The organism is Peribacillus simplex (assembly GCF_001542915.1).
GTDB lineage: Bacteria > Bacillota > Bacilli > Bacillales > DSM-1321 > Peribacillus > Peribacillus simplex_B.
In genome coordinates, this window is the sequence record NZ_LNNH01000051.1 from 1 (window position 1) to 14,837 (window position 14,837).

At 43.0% G+C, this 14,837-nt stretch carries 18 protein-coding genes; 6 read left to right on the forward strand and 12 right to left on the reverse strand.

All coding sequences use genetic code 11. The features are described 5' to 3' along the window. On the forward strand, nucleotides 1-157 hold a 157-nt coding region (locus tag AS888_RS25315; RefSeq protein WP_081092552.1), incomplete at its 5' end, for a transposase. A gap of 743 nt (nucleotides 158-900) precedes the next feature. Here the strand turns inward: AS888_RS25315 and bshC are convergent. The 3 genes from bshC to AS888_RS21100 all read right to left on the reverse strand — a co-directional run bounded on the left by bshC (nucleotide 901) and on the right by AS888_RS21100 (nucleotide 3,920). Next, entirely contained in the window at nucleotides 901-2,529 is a 1,629-nt protein-coding gene (gene bshC / locus AS888_RS21090; protein ID WP_061144059.1) for a bacillithiol biosynthesis cysteine-adding enzyme BshC, read from the reverse strand. Nucleotides 2,530-2,638: 109 nt separating this feature from the next. After that, nucleotides 2,639-3,031 carry a DUF3397 domain-containing protein gene (locus tag AS888_RS21095; RefSeq protein ID WP_061144060.1) on the reverse strand — a complete coding sequence of 131 codons (393 nt, stop codon included), beginning with the start codon at nucleotides 3,029-3,031 and terminating at the stop codon, nucleotides 2,639-2,641. 4 nt (nucleotides 3,032-3,035) lie between these two features. Continuing rightward, complete coding sequence (locus AS888_RS21100) at nucleotides 3,036-3,920, reverse strand: 2-dehydropantoate 2-reductase (protein ID WP_061144061.1); 885 nt, start codon at nucleotides 3,918-3,920, stop codon at nucleotides 3,036-3,038. A 463-nt stretch (nucleotides 3,921-4,383) separates the two neighbouring features. Between AS888_RS21100 and AS888_RS21105 the strand changes: the two genes are divergently transcribed. Continuing rightward, a complete protein-coding gene (locus AS888_RS21105) occupies nucleotides 4,384-4,872 on the forward strand; it encodes an N-acetyltransferase (RefSeq protein ID WP_061144062.1) in 489 nt (162 codons plus the stop codon). A 33-nt stretch (nucleotides 4,873-4,905) separates the two neighbouring features. Here AS888_RS21105 and AS888_RS21110 read toward each other — a convergent pair whose 3' ends face one another. The 4 genes from AS888_RS21110 to AS888_RS21125 form a co-directional block, all read right to left on the reverse strand. Further along, the gene (locus tag AS888_RS21110; protein WP_061144063.1) at nucleotides 4,906-5,526 is read right to left on the reverse strand and encodes an RsfA family transcriptional regulator; all 621 of its coding nucleotides are present in this window, start codon (nucleotides 5,524-5,526) and stop codon (nucleotides 4,906-4,908) included. An 80-nt stretch (nucleotides 5,527-5,606) separates the two neighbouring features. Further along, nucleotides 5,607-6,365: an enoyl-CoA hydratase/isomerase family protein gene (locus AS888_RS21115; RefSeq protein WP_061144064.1), complete on the reverse strand. Its 759-nt coding sequence runs from the start codon at nucleotides 6,363-6,365 to the stop codon at nucleotides 5,607-5,609. A gap of 149 nt (nucleotides 6,366-6,514) precedes the next feature. Beyond that, nucleotides 6,515-6,688, reverse strand: a complete 174-nt coding sequence (gene rpmF / locus AS888_RS21120; protein ID WP_034313929.1) for a 50S ribosomal protein L32 — start codon at nucleotides 6,686-6,688, stop codon at nucleotides 6,515-6,517. 65 nt (nucleotides 6,689-6,753) lie between these two features. Next, nucleotides 6,754-7,275: a YceD family protein gene (locus AS888_RS21125; protein WP_048684570.1), complete on the reverse strand. Its 522-nt coding sequence runs from the start codon at nucleotides 7,273-7,275 to the stop codon at nucleotides 6,754-6,756. A gap of 218 nt (nucleotides 7,276-7,493) precedes the next feature. On the opposite strand from AS888_RS21125, the gene AS888_RS21130 reads away from it, so the two are divergent. Continuing rightward, nucleotides 7,494-8,705 carry a nucleotidyltransferase gene (locus AS888_RS21130; RefSeq protein WP_061144065.1) on the forward strand — a complete coding sequence of 404 codons (1,212 nt, stop codon included), beginning with the start codon at nucleotides 7,494-7,496 and terminating at the stop codon, nucleotides 8,703-8,705. 79 nt (nucleotides 8,706-8,784) lie between these two features. On the opposite strand, the gene AS888_RS21135 is transcribed toward AS888_RS21130, so the two are convergent. Both AS888_RS21135 and AS888_RS21140 read right to left on the reverse strand, forming a co-directional pair. Beyond that, entirely contained in the window at nucleotides 8,785-9,804 is a 1,020-nt protein-coding gene (locus AS888_RS21135; RefSeq protein ID WP_061144066.1) for a SepM family pheromone-processing serine protease, read from the reverse strand. Beyond that, the gene (locus AS888_RS21140; protein ID WP_061144067.1) at nucleotides 9,794-10,591 is read right to left on the reverse strand and encodes a patatin-like phospholipase family protein; all 798 of its coding nucleotides are present in this window, start codon (nucleotides 10,589-10,591) and stop codon (nucleotides 9,794-9,796) included. The genes AS888_RS21135 and AS888_RS21140 overlap by 11 nt, the downstream gene beginning before the upstream one ends. Nucleotides 10,592-10,887: 296 nt before the next feature. Here AS888_RS21140 and ylbJ point away from each other — a divergent pair, with 296 nt between their 5' ends. Further along, the gene (gene ylbJ, locus AS888_RS21145) at nucleotides 10,888-12,105 is read left to right on the forward strand and encodes a sporulation integral membrane protein YlbJ (RefSeq protein WP_061144068.1); all 1,218 of its coding nucleotides are present in this window, start codon (nucleotides 10,888-10,890) and stop codon (nucleotides 12,103-12,105) included. 48 nt (nucleotides 12,106-12,153) lie between these two features. Here ylbJ and coaD read toward each other — a convergent pair whose 3' ends face one another. Further along, entirely contained in the window at nucleotides 12,154-12,639 is a 486-nt protein-coding gene (gene coaD / locus AS888_RS21150; RefSeq protein ID WP_061144069.1) for a pantetheine-phosphate adenylyltransferase, read from the reverse strand. Then, nucleotides 12,640-13,215, reverse strand: coding sequence for a 16S rRNA (guanine(966)-N(2))-methyltransferase RsmD (gene rsmD, locus AS888_RS21155; protein ID WP_061144070.1), 576 nt, complete (start codon nucleotides 13,213-13,215; stop codon nucleotides 12,640-12,642). A 447-nt stretch (nucleotides 13,216-13,662) separates the two neighbouring features. Between rsmD and AS888_RS21165 the strand changes: the two genes are divergently transcribed. Then, complete coding sequence (locus AS888_RS21165) at nucleotides 13,663-14,052, forward strand: DUF7147 family protein (RefSeq protein WP_061144072.1); 390 nt, start codon at nucleotides 13,663-13,665, stop codon at nucleotides 14,050-14,052. A 31-nt stretch (nucleotides 14,053-14,083) separates the two neighbouring features. Here AS888_RS21165 and AS888_RS21170 read toward each other — a convergent pair whose 3' ends face one another. Then, complete coding sequence (locus tag AS888_RS21170) at nucleotides 14,084-14,359, reverse strand: YlbG family protein (protein WP_034313951.1); 276 nt, start codon at nucleotides 14,357-14,359, stop codon at nucleotides 14,084-14,086. Nucleotides 14,360-14,495: 136 nt separating this feature from the next. Here AS888_RS21170 and AS888_RS21175 point away from each other — a divergent pair, with 136 nt between their 5' ends. After that, entirely contained in the window at nucleotides 14,496-14,819 is a 324-nt protein-coding gene (locus AS888_RS21175) for a hypothetical protein (protein ID WP_061144073.1), read from the forward strand. Nucleotides 14,820-14,837: the final 18 nt, after the last annotated feature.

Here is a 14,837-nt window from a genome sequence, read left to right on the forward strand (position 1 = left end):
TGAGCGTGTATTCGCAGATGCAAAAGAAAAGCATGGTATGCGTTGGACTACTTTAAGGGGACTTAAAAAATTGTCGATGCAGGCGATGCTTACTTTCGCTACCATGAATGTAAAGAAGATGGCCACTTGGACATGGCAAGGTCCTAAAACGGCTTAACATAGTGGCTCGAAGAGCCCAAATCTCGTAACCTTTGATCAAAATTTCAAAGGAATTTCAAAAGGGGTTCGGAATTTTTTAATTCCGAACCCCTTTTGTCTACAAACTGAAAGATTAGCACCTGTCTTTCATCCTGTGGACAAACTCGATGAATACCTGCGAAGTTTACGTGTGCAACATTCGAAGGATTTTAATGAAAGGCACTCGTTTTCAACGGTCGGTCCGGGTGCCTGGGGGGGCATCACGTAACCTTTGCAACAGGAGTCTCGCACCTTCCGTCCCAAACCGCTTTGTTGCACTTTTACCCTTTCATTCTAAGCGACCGCAGACCGTAACGTTTTTGCATCGGCAACTTACAAGTGATTGAACACTATTTTCAACAAAGAAATCCCACCTCCTTACCCTATGCACACGCCCGAATAAAAGAAGGTTTCTTTCGCAAGAAGAGCAAGTGTGTTGGACCACTTCATGCGGGTTCGAGGCCCAATTTCACTTCCAAAACTGTAAGGGCAATTACATGAAAGCACCTGAAAATGGCTGACCCAAAGTGGTTTGCAGAGCCAATCTCTGAACAAAAAAGGGGGTTCGGAATTTTTCAATCCGAACCCCCTTAAACTACAAACCTAGACAGGCTATAGCATTCGCCCTTTTTTCCACTTATTAACCTCCGACAGGGGTTGGCATTCAGCAACGCTATGAAGCACGAAATTTAATCCGCCACCATTCCCAAAACGGCTCGTTTTCTAAATGAAAATCAGTTTATGCTGATTATTGAATTGGTAATCCAGCTTCATGATATCGCTAATGAATTCCGTTCCATATTGATTCAGGTAATAAAAAGCATTCCAGATCCGCTCTTGAGGCGATTCCAGCGGATAAAGCGAATGGGCGATCCGTTCATATTTTTTCAATGTAACCGCATGACGTTCCTTTGTTCGGTCACCGATTTTCCCGTATATGAAATCCAATTGCTTTTGGATGAATTCCATATTTTTGTTCAGCATCGGCTCAATCCCTTTATCTAAAGAAACAGCATGGTCTGAGAGTTTTTTATGATTCTCTTCAAGCTGTGATTTCAGTTTCCCGAAGAGATCAGCCGTTTTCTCATCTTCCACTGCTTCCAAGTACCGTTTTACAGCATTGGCGGTTCCTTCAGTCAAAACAGTTTCCAAAGTAAGTTCCATTTCTTCTAAATCGGTTAGGACACCCCGTTCTACAATCGTGATGTTTAACCTAGGGATGATTGGCGGCATTTTCATCGAAAATAACTCAAAGGCACGTTTTAATTCGGCCCAATAGGCAATCTCCCCCGGACCGGAAATGAAGGCCAATACCGGAAATAGCATTTCCTGCATAAGCGGACGTGTGATGACATTGTTGCTTAGCCGTTCAGGATGATTCTGGGCTATCATCAGCAGTTCCGCCTCCGAAAACGATGCCTCCGCGGTTTTACCGCTGAAGCCGCCCTCTACACGCTCCAGTAAACATCGATCTTTCTTTTCTGGATCATAATAAAATAAATTCGCGGCGTGTCTATCCATTTCGATCATTTTCGGATAACCTTTTGCCTGCATGAATGCTTGTTGATCCTCGACCACTTCAGCGATCCGCTCACTTTTTTGGATCATCGATACAAAGTGACCCTTCTCGATTTGCCTTAAGTCGGGATCTGCTGCATCCACGAGTAATAGACCATATTCATGGAACCACTCATGTATCAGGCGGGCAAAAAAGTCGACAAAGGTTTTCGATTCCTTAATCGTTTCTTTCATATTGATCAGGAGTTTATTCGTAAAGGCCGTTTCTCCATAGGTTTCGATGATTTCTTCGAACCACTTCTCTGCCTTTTCCGTTTCAAGCTCCACATCCGATACCATCGTTTTATAAGGCTGATAGGAAGGATACGTTTTTTTGTGCGGCTTTCCGTTTTTCATAACATACACATGATTGACCTCAGCCAAATCATGATCTTCCCCGGCTATCCAAAAAACCGGTATGACAGGGCGTCCAAGTTCTTTCTCCTGTTCTTCCGCAAGTTTTATGATCGAAATCACTTTATGGATGGTATAAAGCGGACCTGATAGCAACCCAGCCTGCTGTCCTCCGATCACGACAACGGAATCATCCCTGCGCAACCTTTCGATATTTCCTTTAACTCCCTCACTGCTCGAAAAACGGGACATGTATCGTTGTATGTAATCGGATAATTCACGACGGGAAAAAGCACGGTTCATCAATTCATTATATCTATCGCGATATATAGCCGGCTTGGACAAGTCATAATGAAAATAATCCTCCGCTTCAAGATGGTTTTGTAAATAGTCCGATGCAAAACGGTTTAAAGATGGTAACGCGAGATCTTTCATCTCCATTTCTGTTCTCCCTTTCTCTGCAACTACAATTCTTTTTAGAGTATAACATTCCGGTTTAAGAAAACAAAAGAAGTTGCCCAGCAGCAGAAAATTGATGTGGTGTTCTATTTTATGTAGTAAATATCTTTGTAATACTTGTAATTAATCCGATGGAAAATAATAGAATGTACGCAACGAAAAAGAAGGCGAAGTTCACTCTCCAAAAACCCTTTACCACCTTATGGAAGATGATTTCCTCTTTCACCTTGTAATGGACCATGACCACCACGGATGCGTTGACGATCATGATCAGCATGATCACCCAAAGGATATGCTTATCCCAAATGGCAATGATTAAATAATGGACGGATATTACGAAAAGCAGCGCACTCATGTCCATCGCGAACTGAACGGAGCGCCTATGGTTTCCCGTGAATTGTTTGGCGCCTATAAAAAAAAGTATATACCCTACAAAAGGCAATGTAATGAATATCGCGACTAGACTAGAAACAACGTTCGGCACACACTCATCCCCCCTGAGTCTCTTTCCCCTTGATCATCTTATATAGAGAAGACGCCAGGCCAACAGTTTTCCCCTTACCCTCTGCCATGGAAAGTATATGACCCAATATAGCATCAATTTCCGTTTGGCTGCCCTTTTCCAAATCCTTGAGCATGGACGATCGATTCCCTGCAGTCGCCATGCAAACGGATTTGACATGTTCAAATGACTCTGCTTTATTCTCCAATTCCAAAATCCCGGAGATCTCATCAAAAAGTTCCTGAAACAATTGATAATAAAAAGCATTGGTGATCAAGCTGCCATTTTTCACTTGCAGGATCGCTGTTAATGGATTGATCACTGCATTGACGACAAGTTTATCGAGGAGCATCGATCGATAGTCCCCGCTCTTAATAAAAGGAAAACCATCTATCTTCTCATTCACTAACGAGAGCCGATCCAGCTCCCCTTTAAAGGAAGCGATCCTGGTAAGGCCAAGCCCGGTATGCTCCACTGTATTCGCATCATGTCTCAAGGCCCCATGCTCCACGACTCCCACATAGACGGCAGGAGATTTCAGCTTCCTTAAATGAGCAATATGCCCGTAGCCATTCTGCAAGAACAGCAACGGTACATCAAGGCTATTGATCGCAGGAAGGATGTGTGGAAGGTGGTATTGTTTAACTGCCGTAATAAGGAGGTCGTGATCGGTTATCCCTTCGTCCAAGCTTTTCGACATGACGCTGTCCAGTAACCGGCTTTCACCTTCTTCGATTAGCCGGAGCCCGTCATGATTGATGATTGAGGCCTGCTGTTCTGTGCGAGTATAGAGCGTCACAAGATGTTTGCCGCTCAAACGAGATGCAAACATCAGGCCGATCGCCCCTCCTCCAATGATTCCAATGCGCATATTACCAATCCTTACTTTTCTAGATATATTTACTATTTTAACACATAATCTTTTTTATCCTGCATCTAATTTCATACCATCCCCTTTGAAAAATTCCGCGACCCAGCGTTAGGAAGATCCGATGCGCACGACTCGAAAAACATTCCAATTAAAAGTGCCATAAATGAGATGCCGGAGATTTATTTTCTTCTTTAAACATTGAATTAATGGTATATTAGATACGAAAAGCTTAGCCAATCTTCACTCTTTAAGGGATAGAAAATACCTCCAACCTAAAAGCGGCGAGCAATCGAAGGCTAGGGGCGGAGATGGTTGGCAATGGCTATAAGCATAAGTCAGCAGGATGGGTCGATGTCATGCTAGATTTAGCCTTTTGCCGGGTTTCGGAAAGGTACCTGGCAGCGGGATGACTTTCGAAGGTCACTATCGAAGAGGTTTATCAGAATTAAGGGGGAGCTTTTTTATGGAATACAAGGTGGAACGTTTACTTGTAAATTTTAAAACGCTTGAGGAATTCAAAAAATTCAAAGAATACGGGATTCAGGAACTGTCAATGCTAGATGATTTGGAAGGTAACATCATCGAAAATGACAGCCAATCACCTTTTTATGGAATCTTTTACGGCGACAAACTTGTAGCCAGGATGAGCCTGTACAAAAGAAGCGCTAAATTTGATCAGTATTTTGACAATTCAAGGGACTTCCTTGTTCTTTGGAAACTTGAAGTCCTCCCTAACTATCAGAAAAAAGGGTATGGAAAAGCTTTGGTCGAATTCGCCAAAAGCCTGAACATGCCTATTAAAACCAATCCAAGGGTTCACTCACAAGATTTTTGGAAAAAGATGGGCTTTTCTGCCGTTTCCTATGACATGGACCGGGACCTCGGAGAAAACCCGCTGATTTGGAGCCCATTCGACAACCAAACGAAGACAGAAACAGATACAGAAGAATAACGAAATGCGGGCGGATTTTTCCACCCGCCTTTTTTATTTGTTGACTCTTTCCAAATTACCGTTTTTATCCATCTGAAAACTCACTTTCGGGTTCGTTTTTTCATCCTCTTGTACACTAAGCTTCCTGGCACGCTCCATGATTTGCATCAGTGCACGATAATCTTCCTCCACAGCATTCAAGTTTTCTCTCAACAGGGCATTCTCTTCCTGCAAACGGCAATTTTCCTGTTCAATAAGTAGGGAGTGCGCGGATATCCGTTCCTTCTCCCTATTATCAACCTGGAAGAACTCATCCATTTTGGTTAAATATAATATTACCTTCTGAAGCGTAATAGAATCTTGTACTTCCTCTTGGGACTCCTCTTGTTCAAACTTGCTATGTTCCACTGCTGCAACAGGATTCTGCTCCGCATCAGGCTCAAGGACGGCCTGTTCCTTCCTTTGTCTCTTTGCCAGCTCGATCCCCGATTTATATTGCTTCCTTACAAAAGAATTCCACCGAAACCCACAAGCCGCCGATGTTCTTGATAATTGCTTCCCCACTTCTTCAAAGGCCTTCAATTGTGTACTGCCCTCTCTTATATGCCTTAGCACCACTTCAGCCAACAGCAAATCCTCATCATGGGTCCATGCATCTTGTCTCGCAATCGACATCCCTCTACCTCCTTAGCAAGTTTTAATTCATAATATGCACATGCTAGGAAAGATAGAAGAAATATAGAGGCAGTAATTTTTTATTTTTTCATGCTTAAGAAACGGCGGACAGCAGCATGATGTGCATCACTTGCCCAAAGTTTGGCACACTCATGGATTTCAGCCTCCATTCTCCCTTTAAGGCCACTCGCCTGCCACTTATTGACCAGCACCTTTTTATAAGCCGCCAATACCCCTGTCTCATGGCGGAGTAATTTTTCCGCGAAACCTTCCCATCCTTCCTCGCCGACTATTTCATCTACGAAACCGAATCCTTGAGCCTCTTCCGCCTTATGTATGCTTGCATCCATCAATAGCTTTAACGCCTTTTGCCCTGGTATTTTTTCAAGTAAAATCGATGCGCCGCCCCAGCCCGTAGTGATCCCTAGCGTCCCTTGTACAAATCCTAGCTTGACTCCGCTTTTCGCTAAACGGAAATCACAGGCAGTCGCTATTTCGCATCCACCGCCAATAGCGCTGCCATTAATATAGGCCAGGGTCGGTTTTGGAAAAACTGCTAGTGTATACAGAATCTCACCCATTCGCGATAACATCGTAAAGGCCTCTTCTTCGGTATATAAATCTTGAAACTCACTCAAATCCCCGCCTGAGCAGAAGGCCTTGGTACCCGCCCCTGTTAGGACAAGCATTTTAACCTCGTCATCGCGGGCCGCTTCCGCCAATATCGATTCGAGTTCGTCCATAAGTTGATAATTAACGGCATTCCTTTTCTCCGGTCTATTAAATATGACCTTCATGAAACCGCGCAAATCCTTTTCAACCTTAATCACCCGATTCACGTAAGCACCTCCGCCATATTCTTCATTTAAGTTGTTGCGTTTCCCGAATATTCCGCCAAATGAACTTATAAAAAAAGCCCAGAGAAAATCTCTGCGCTTTGATTAGCGTGTTGCATCAAGAAAGCAAAGCTTTCAAGTAGAAAAAGAAATTATTTTGCGACAACTTCTTTTCCTTTGTATGTTCCACATTCTTTACAAACGTGATGTGAAAGAGTCATTCCACCACAGCTTGGGCATTCTACCATACCAGGTACTTGAAGCTTGAAGTGTGTACGACGTTTTCTTTTTACAGTTTTCGACGTTCTTCTAAAAGGTACAGCCATTATTCCCACCTCCTTAAAAAATATAAAAAAGCTGGAAAAATCGGATTAACGATTTTCCGTTCCAATCAAGATTCTTTATTGTTGTCAAAAAAGTCGGCAAGCTTTGCAAATCGCGGATCAACCTTATGCTCATTTTCCTCTTCAGAAATAACGGCCCAGTCTTTACCGGATTGAGGAGCAGCTTCATTGGAATCGACATCCTCACAAAAAACCTGCATCGGAATTTCTAGCAATAAATTTTCTTTAATTACCGGTATAAGGTCTACAACATCGCCTTCTACAACAGTGACATCATCTCCGTAGAAATCAGTGCCATCTGCCTTTAATAGAAAGGTTTCCTTTGTATCAATATCAATCGGATATTTAACGTCTACCAGTGTACGGGAGCAAGGTAATGTCAATTCACCTGAAAGATGCAAGTGAAAAGTAATCTCGGTCGAGCTGATATCAGCTCTTCCTGCTACTCTGATCGGAGAAACATCGCGAATTTGCGGGTCTCTTTCTCTAATGTCTAAGACATCCACCAGTTCATCAAACCGTAAATCTTTGTCCCGAATTTTTTGAAGTTGACTAATCGTCCATTTCAAATGAAATCACCTCAAGGCAACAAAAATAATTATAGCTTTCAATTATAAGTTTGTCAATATTTTTTCTTTACACTATAATGTAGTCATCCTAACTGATTATCGAAAGTTTGAGATTCTTTTCGAACAAGAAATCACGATGAAACATTATAGAATTTAACTTGAAATACTATTTTAGCACTAAGTTGAAAAAATACAAAGTTTTTCTCTGAGGTGAACGAATGAAGGCTTGCGGTTTAGTAGTCGAATATAACCCTTTTCACAATGGACATGTTTTACATGCAAGAAAAAGCAGGGAAGAAAGCGGGGCAGATATCGTGGTGGCAGTGATGAGCGGCCCCTTTTTACAGCGGGGAGAGCCTGCTTTAGTCAGCAAATGGACCCGTGCCGCCATGGCCCTGCAAGGAGGCATCGATCTGGTCCTCGAGCTTCCTTACGCTTTTGCAACGCAGAAGGCGGAGATCTTCGCAAGAGGCTCCATCTCCCTTTTGGAGTATCTTGGCTGCGACTCTTTTTGTTTCGGGAGCGAAGATGGCAGGATTGAACCTTTCATCACCGCGCATAAAGTCATGTCGGATCGATCGGTTCCTTTCGATGCCGCCGTCAAACTGGCCATGGATGCCGGAAACAGCTATCCAGCAAGTGCGGCCAAAGCTTATCAAACGATCGTCAAGGACGAGGGGGCCTTGGATTTGACGAAGCCCAATAATATTCTTGGAAAGGAATATGTAAGTGCTGCCCTTACTAACGGTTTTTCAATCCGCCCCTATACGATCCGACGAGTTGCTGCCGGATACCATGATACTGATTTGTCCAATGATTCCATTGCCAGCGCGACAGGGATACGCAAAGCCATCCAGGAAGAAGGGGGCAAAGGCTTGGATTCCGTTTCAAACTATGTTCCCCGACCGACAAGAACAGGTCTTGAGCATTACCTATCGAGCTACCGCGCCTTGCATGATTGGGAAATGTATTGGCCTTTGTTGAAATATCGGATCCTCTCTTCTTCTTTAAGCGAATTGGCAGAGGTTTATGAAATCGAGGAAGGGATAGAGCATCGGATCAAACAGATGGCTCAAACTGCCGCTACCTTTTCACAGTTCATGACGGGGCTGAAAACAAAACGCTACACATGGACACGGCTCCAACGTATGTGTGTCCATATATTGACCCATACTTCAAAGGAGGATATGGCACATACTCACCTCCCAACCTATTTCAGGCTCCTTGGCATGAATGGCAAGGGACGGGAATATTTGCACAACGTCAAGAAGGACTTGCCGCTACCGCTCATATCCAAATTGTCTGCCTATCAAAAGCAGGATATCGAAATGGATGTCCGGGCAGCGCAGGTATACGCACTTGGCTTATCCGGTCCGTCTCAAGCTGCCCTGATGAAACGGGAATACGAAGCTCCCCTCATCCTTACATGAAGAACGATTCCGGCATGGCCCATTAAAAGGGATTTCCTGAACAAAAAAGCGCAAACAGTTAACCTGCCTGCGCTTTTTTTCATTTTTCCTTTAACTTGTTTAAATAGGCTAAAGCATCATCAAAGTTATCGACCGGGACAATTTTCATCTCCGTACCAATATCCTTCGCTGCTATAAGTGCATCTTCATAATTCGAGCCGTCTGCTCCGTTTTCGTTTGGGGCAAAGAAAATTTCCGCTCCAGACTTATCGGCAGCCACTATTTTTTGCTGGATTCCGCCAATCGGGCCGACTGTCCCATCATCCGACATCGTTCCTGTACCGGCTATATCGTAACCTTTCGTAAGATCTCCTTCCGTCAATTGATTATAAATTTCCAAGGAAAACATCAATCCTGCAGAAGGACCGCCTATTTGTTCAGAATCGATGGCGATCGCCGGCTTTGTTGTCACTTTTCGGTTGTCATCGAGTGAAATGCCTATGCCAACCCTGTTCGGATCATCTTTAAAAGGCTCCAAGGATAATACGGCTTTTTTCTCCGTCTCTTCCCGCTTATACACCAATTCTACCTTATCACCGGCTTTCTTTCCGTTAATGTAGCCCATGAATTCTTGCGCAGATTTGAATTTAAGGTTATCGACCTGAATGATTTGGTCGCCCGCTTTCAGTTCCTTGGCAGCCGGCATTCCCTTAAGCACGTCCAAAACATACACACCTAAATACTGATAATCTACTTCTTTCCCAGCTTTTTCATATGCTATCTGAATGGCATTATTTTTAGAACCATCCATTAAGTGCAATTGCCTAATGTTATATTCTTCATCCGTTTCATCTGCGCTCCTGATCGACGTTTCCGGATAAAGCTCCTGATATTTGCTCCATTTCGCCAGCAAATAGGAATAAATATTCGCCCTGCCCATCCTTACCGTAGTCAACATAAAGCTCCCTTTCGCTTCATCCCCGCCTGAAACCTCTATAATAGGCTCCAATTCCTTAGCCATCCCTGGTTTGGATACATAAAAAGGTAAAGAATAAAGTGCTGATGCTATGAGAAGTATAGCAACCACCAGGAAAGTGCGTACATACATTTTACGGTTCATCTTCAAAGGACTCCTTCCAAGTAACAATGCTTTGTTTAATTTGATCGATCTTTCCTCTTGCTGCTTCTTCTCCAATACTAATTATTTCCTGTACGTTTGTAAATGATTTAGAACTGTATTTCTCGACCCTTGGACGTATCATGATATCTGAAGCAAATTCCCTGCTTTTAACAAGCTCCATCTGCAGGATATCCAAGCTTTGCATGATTACATCGTAGATGGAGTTTATCTCCATGTCCTGTTTCACATGGGCGACATCCACTCCGATTATGATGTCGGCCCCCATCTCCTTCACGACAGAAACAGGAACCCTGTCAACGACCCCGCCATCGACAAGCAGCCTCTTGCCAATTCTTTCGGGAATGAATATTCCGGGAATCGAAATGCTCGCCCTGACTGCAGGGGCGATGGGACCTTCTTGAAAAATGACCTTATCTCCCGTTTTTATATCAGTAGCGACAACAGCCACAGGAATATCGAGTTCTTCAAAATTCTTTCCATATGTAAATACCCTGATCAGATCCTTTGTTCGTTTCCCAGAAATGAAGCCCATTTTAGGAATCGTGAAATCCAAATAGTACTTTCGTTTGAATGCACGAGACAGCTTATATAGGCGTTCGATGTCCGAACCTGCTCCATAAAAGGCCGCCACCATTGCCCCCATGCTGCTCCCGGCAATCATATCGATTGGAATTCCTTCTTGCTCCAATACCTTTATCACTCCAATATGTGCAAACCCCCTCGCTCCTCCCGATCCAAGAGCTAGCCCGACCTTTGGTTCCGACAAAGATATCCCCCCTGTTGAAAAATATTGAAAATACAACTCATTCAAAGTTATGGTCTTAAACGGATTTATAGAAGCATATTATTTATATTGACAGTGAAACAAGCTTGGCGGAGAATGCATGTCCCGTGTGGTTTATGTGGTCATTGAATTTACAATGTACGATGTTGCCCATGTAGCCATGTGCATGCAGATCACATGGCATCCTGCACTTTTCTTTTCTAGAAAAGAAAGTTCATATTTTATTATATACAAAATGGACTGCCCCTATTTAGTAACCTTCAAAAGGAGGCTGAATTTTGCTTAAATCAAAATCGAAAACAATACTGTTGGCCGCCTTCGTCACGATGCTGGCCGTCGGCTTGATCACCTTCCCCCAAGAATCCTTTGAAGCTTCCACAGGCGGGCTGAATATGTGGTGGAAAATCGTTTTCCCTTCCCTTTTACCATTTTTGATTTTATCGGAGCTATTGATCAGTTTTGGAGTAGTGAAGTTTATCGGTGTCATGCTCGAACCATTCATGCGGCCCTTATTCCGTGTACCCGGAGTGGGCGGGTTCGTCTGGGCCATGGGACTTGCATCAGGGTTCCCTGCTGGTGCAAAATTCACGGTAAGGCTTCGCCAGGAGGAACAATTGACCCGCATTGAAGCTGAAAGACTCGTTTGTTTCACTAATTCATCCAATCCTTTGTTTTTGTTCGTTGCCGTTGCCGTAGGCTTTTTCCACAATCCTCATTTGGGGATCATCCTTGCACTCTCCCACTACCTGGGGAATTTTTGTGTAGGCATCATCATGCGTTTTTACCGGCGGAAAGAGGAAAAATCCCATCCGAAATCCATGACCAAGCTCCCCTCCATTAGACAAGCCTTTAGCGAGATGCACCGGACACGAATTAAGGAAACAAGACCCTTTGGCAGTTTGCTCGGAGACGCCGTACTCTCATCGATTCAAACCTTATTAATGATCGGAGGTTTCATCATTCTCTTTTCGGTAGTCAACAAGCTTCTGTTTCACATGAATATTACCGTACTGCTCGCAACATGGGTCGGAGGGGTATTACATATTGTTCATTTTCCGGATTCCTTAAGCCTCCCGTTCATTTCAGGAATGTTTGAAATGACGCTCGGTTCAAAGTTGACCAGCGCCGTCGGAAATGCGAGTCTTTTCCAACAGACAGTTATGACAAGCTTCATCCTAGCTTTCAACGGGTTCAGCATACAGGCACAGGTTGCCAGCATCATAGCATCGACCGACATTCGTTTCTTGCCGTTTTTCCTTGCCAGAGTAGCACATGGTTTTTTGGCATCGATGATCACCGTCTTGCTTTGGGTACCATTCTATAGAGGCAATATGGATAGCGGCAGCCCGGTGCATGCCTTCCCAGTCAGCAATACAGGGGAACAGGCAAGCTCCCTATATCAATATATGATTGATTTCGGTCCGATCCTTACCCTGCTTTTTCTCGTCCTTTATATCATCATTTTCACGAAAAGGTTATTCAAAGGACTATCATAAACAGAAAAAAGAGCATTGCGCGGCTGGCAATGCTCTTTTTTTCTGTTTTTACTGTTGTGCGTACTTTTTGGCAAGGGCTTCCTGGACAACAGGCGGAACTAGTTCGGAGATATCTCCTCCATATTTCGCGACCTCTTTCACGATACTTGAACTCAAGAAAGAATATTGATTTTTAGTCATGATAAAGAATGACTCAATTTTATTGTTAAGGAAGCGGTTCATGGAAGTTCCCTGCATTTCGTATTCAAAGTCGGAAGTCGCCCGTAATCCCCTGATAATGGCGTTGGCGGAAACGCTTTCAGCATAGTCGACCGTCAATCCTTGATAGAAATCCACTTTAACATTAGGCATATGTTTCGTAGCTTCCGTAATCAATTCCAGCCTTTCTTCCACTGAAAAAAGGGAATTCTTCGCTGAATTATTCACGATGACGACATATACCTCATCGAAAACATTGGCTCCCCTTTGAATGATATCAAGATGACCGAATGTTATTGGATCAAAACTCCCTGGACAAATCGCTATTTTGGACATTCATAGTTCCCCCTGTTCGTGTACGTTTCCCCAGTGATATATCGTAACAGCAATGACGCCATACACTTCTTTCCGCTTAACGGTAAAGCCGGCAACACTTTCCGGCAACGTAACGTCATGTCCATGTTCACAAACGATATACCCCATATCGCTCAGTAATCGGTATTTATGTATTTCTTCCAAAATTTCCACTAGCTTTTGTTTCTTATACGGCGGATCAAGAAAAATTAACTCAAACGCCATTTCCCTCTTGACCAAGGCTTTCAAAGCACGCTCTGAATCATTTTTATAAACTTCTGCACGGTCTGTAAACTTACATAGCTCCAAATTGGATTTAACCGTTTGATTTGCTTTAAAGTCGCGATCGACAAATATGGCTTTATCCATGCCCCTGCTTAACGCTTCAATTCCAAGGCCGCCGCTACCTGCAAACAAATCGAGGACTAAACCTCCTTCGAAATAAGGTCCAATCATATTAAAGATGGATTCCTTCACTTTATCCGTAGTCGGCCGGGTTCCTGTACCCGGTACAGCCTTAAGTGGTCTTCCTTTACAAATACCGGAAACGACCCTCATCATTCTCACCACATTTTATGACAAATTTCTGTTACTTTCCTATCCTAACATATTCGAAAAAGCAAGCCAATATTTAATACGATTCCTCATGGCGCGATGGGCTTCCCTTTTGGTTTCCTCTGGAGGACAAATTTACAAATCTCATTCATTTTGAATAAGATAACAAATTTTGGTCATAATAAGAATAACAACATTCCTTTTTAGGTGTTGTTGCCAACCGCGGAGAAGGCTTACGTTTCCCCATAAGTTCTTCCTCCGGTTTCTCCTCTCCCTTTGCCTTCTGGTCCATAGTTAGACATAGAAGGACCCTGCAAATTTTTTGCAGGGCTTTTTTTATGTACCGATTAAACCAATCATCTCTTGTCATGATTCAACATAAGTTGTCCTTCTCTTTTAAGGAGGAAAATGATAAAGTAATGAATAATAAGCAAGTTAGGAGAGGTTTAATTGATTCAACGTTTTATTGAACTTGGACAAGGACATTCTGATATATATGAATTGCTCGAGGTAGGGCGCAACCAAAAACATCGTGTCATCAGGCTTTTGGCGCTGCATACAACCATAAACGATAAACAGGTAACCTCCATGGTCATCGTTATGCAGCCTACGGATCCCGGTAAATTCCAACCGCTTTATATTTGCCGTGAAGGTATACCGAATCCGCATATCACCAAAAATAAACGCTATGAGCTTTTTGAGAACTTGGCTGAGGAGCTCGATAAACCGATCATCGAAATCGATGTGAAATCCTCGGTGCTTTTTGCAGAAACCGAGCTCTACTACCAGCACTTAATCGGCATTTTGCGAATGAATAGATACCTTCCTCCATTGGGCTAAAAAAAACTGACTCTTTTTGAGTCAGTTTTTTTCAAATCCCCATCTTATAATCATATTCCTTCGCCTTATCCGGTTTGGAGTTTTCGTATTCCACCTTCAAGAATGGCTTATAAGAGAGGTCCACTTTTTTTACGAACGAATAATTGTTCAGCTTTTCCACTAAGGGCTCCACCTCATCCATATTCGTATATAGGACCACATATTTCAGTTTTTTCGAAACATAATGGATATTTCCAAATTTCCTAAGCATTTTCGCTTGTTTTAATGTATGTAAATAGACGATGATTCCTTGTCTCGCTCCAAGCATATCTCAATAACTCCCTTTTATAAAGGTTTTAACTAAGTGTAGCATAGCAGAATCTTTACTTTCAACCAAGAAAAAGATTATAAACGAAATTCTCTCACTATTATGAATATAATTACTGGAAGGGAGCTCAAAAAAAATGGATTTAGATCAAATTTGGCATCAATTTATCGTTCACCTTCTGGCTAATGATGAAATTACCGAAGCGTCGGTAAAGAAGTTCACCGGCATCCCCTTTATATATATCCATTACCAATCACCGGAAAAGGATGAAGGGTTGCTTTTTTTCCTCATAAAAAAGGCTGCGAGCCATTCGATGCGCGGCAAGCAGCTCCATTGTGAAACCATTTTCGTCAGGCAGGAAGAGCAGGTATATGTATTCCGCCATCGTTTTTTTGTCCCGCAGAAAAAGATGTTTTGCTGCGGAAATCTTTGTCCGGATTGTATCCTTTTTCGCAGTTGACCGCTTCCCTAAGGTTCT

Bases quoted from the DNA above. Each gene is read 5' to 3' on its own strand.
- rpmF (WP_034313929.1), bottom strand. From the start codon at position 6,688: ATGGCTGTACCTTTTAGAAGAACGTCGAAAACTGTAAAAAGAAAACGT.
- AS888_RS21130 (WP_061144065.1), top strand. From the start codon at position 7,494: ATGAAGGCTTGCGGTTTAGTAGTCGAATATAACCCTTTTCACAATGGA.
- AS888_RS21110 (WP_061144063.1), bottom strand. From the start codon at position 5,526: ATGTCGATTGCGAGACAAGATGCATGGACCCATGATGAGGATTTGCTG.
- AS888_RS21105 (WP_061144062.1), top strand. From the start codon at position 4,384: ATGGAATACAAGGTGGAACGTTTACTTGTAAATTTTAAAACGCTTGAG.
- AS888_RS21135 (WP_061144066.1), bottom strand. From the start codon at position 9,804: ATGAACCGTAAAATGTATGTACGCACTTTCCTGGTGGTTGCTATACTT.
- coaD (WP_061144069.1), bottom strand. From the start codon at position 12,639: ATGTCCAAAATAGCGATTTGTCCAGGGAGTTTTGATCCAATAACATTC.
- AS888_RS21170 (WP_034313951.1), bottom strand. From the start codon at position 14,359: ATGCTTGGAGCGAGACAAGGAATCATCGTCTATTTACATACATTAAAA.
- AS888_RS21175 (WP_061144073.1), top strand. From the start codon at position 14,496: ATGGATTTAGATCAAATTTGGCATCAATTTATCGTTCACCTTCTGGCT.
- bshC (WP_061144059.1), bottom strand. From the start codon at position 2,529: ATGGAGATGAAAGATCTCGCGTTACCATCTTTAAACCGTTTTGCATCG.
- rsmD (WP_061144070.1), bottom strand. From the start codon at position 13,215: ATGAGGGTCGTTTCCGGTATTTGTAAAGGAAGACCACTTAAGGCTGTA.
- AS888_RS21100 (WP_061144061.1), bottom strand. From the start codon at position 3,920: ATGCGCATTGGAATCATTGGAGGAGGGGCGATCGGCCTGATGTTTGCA.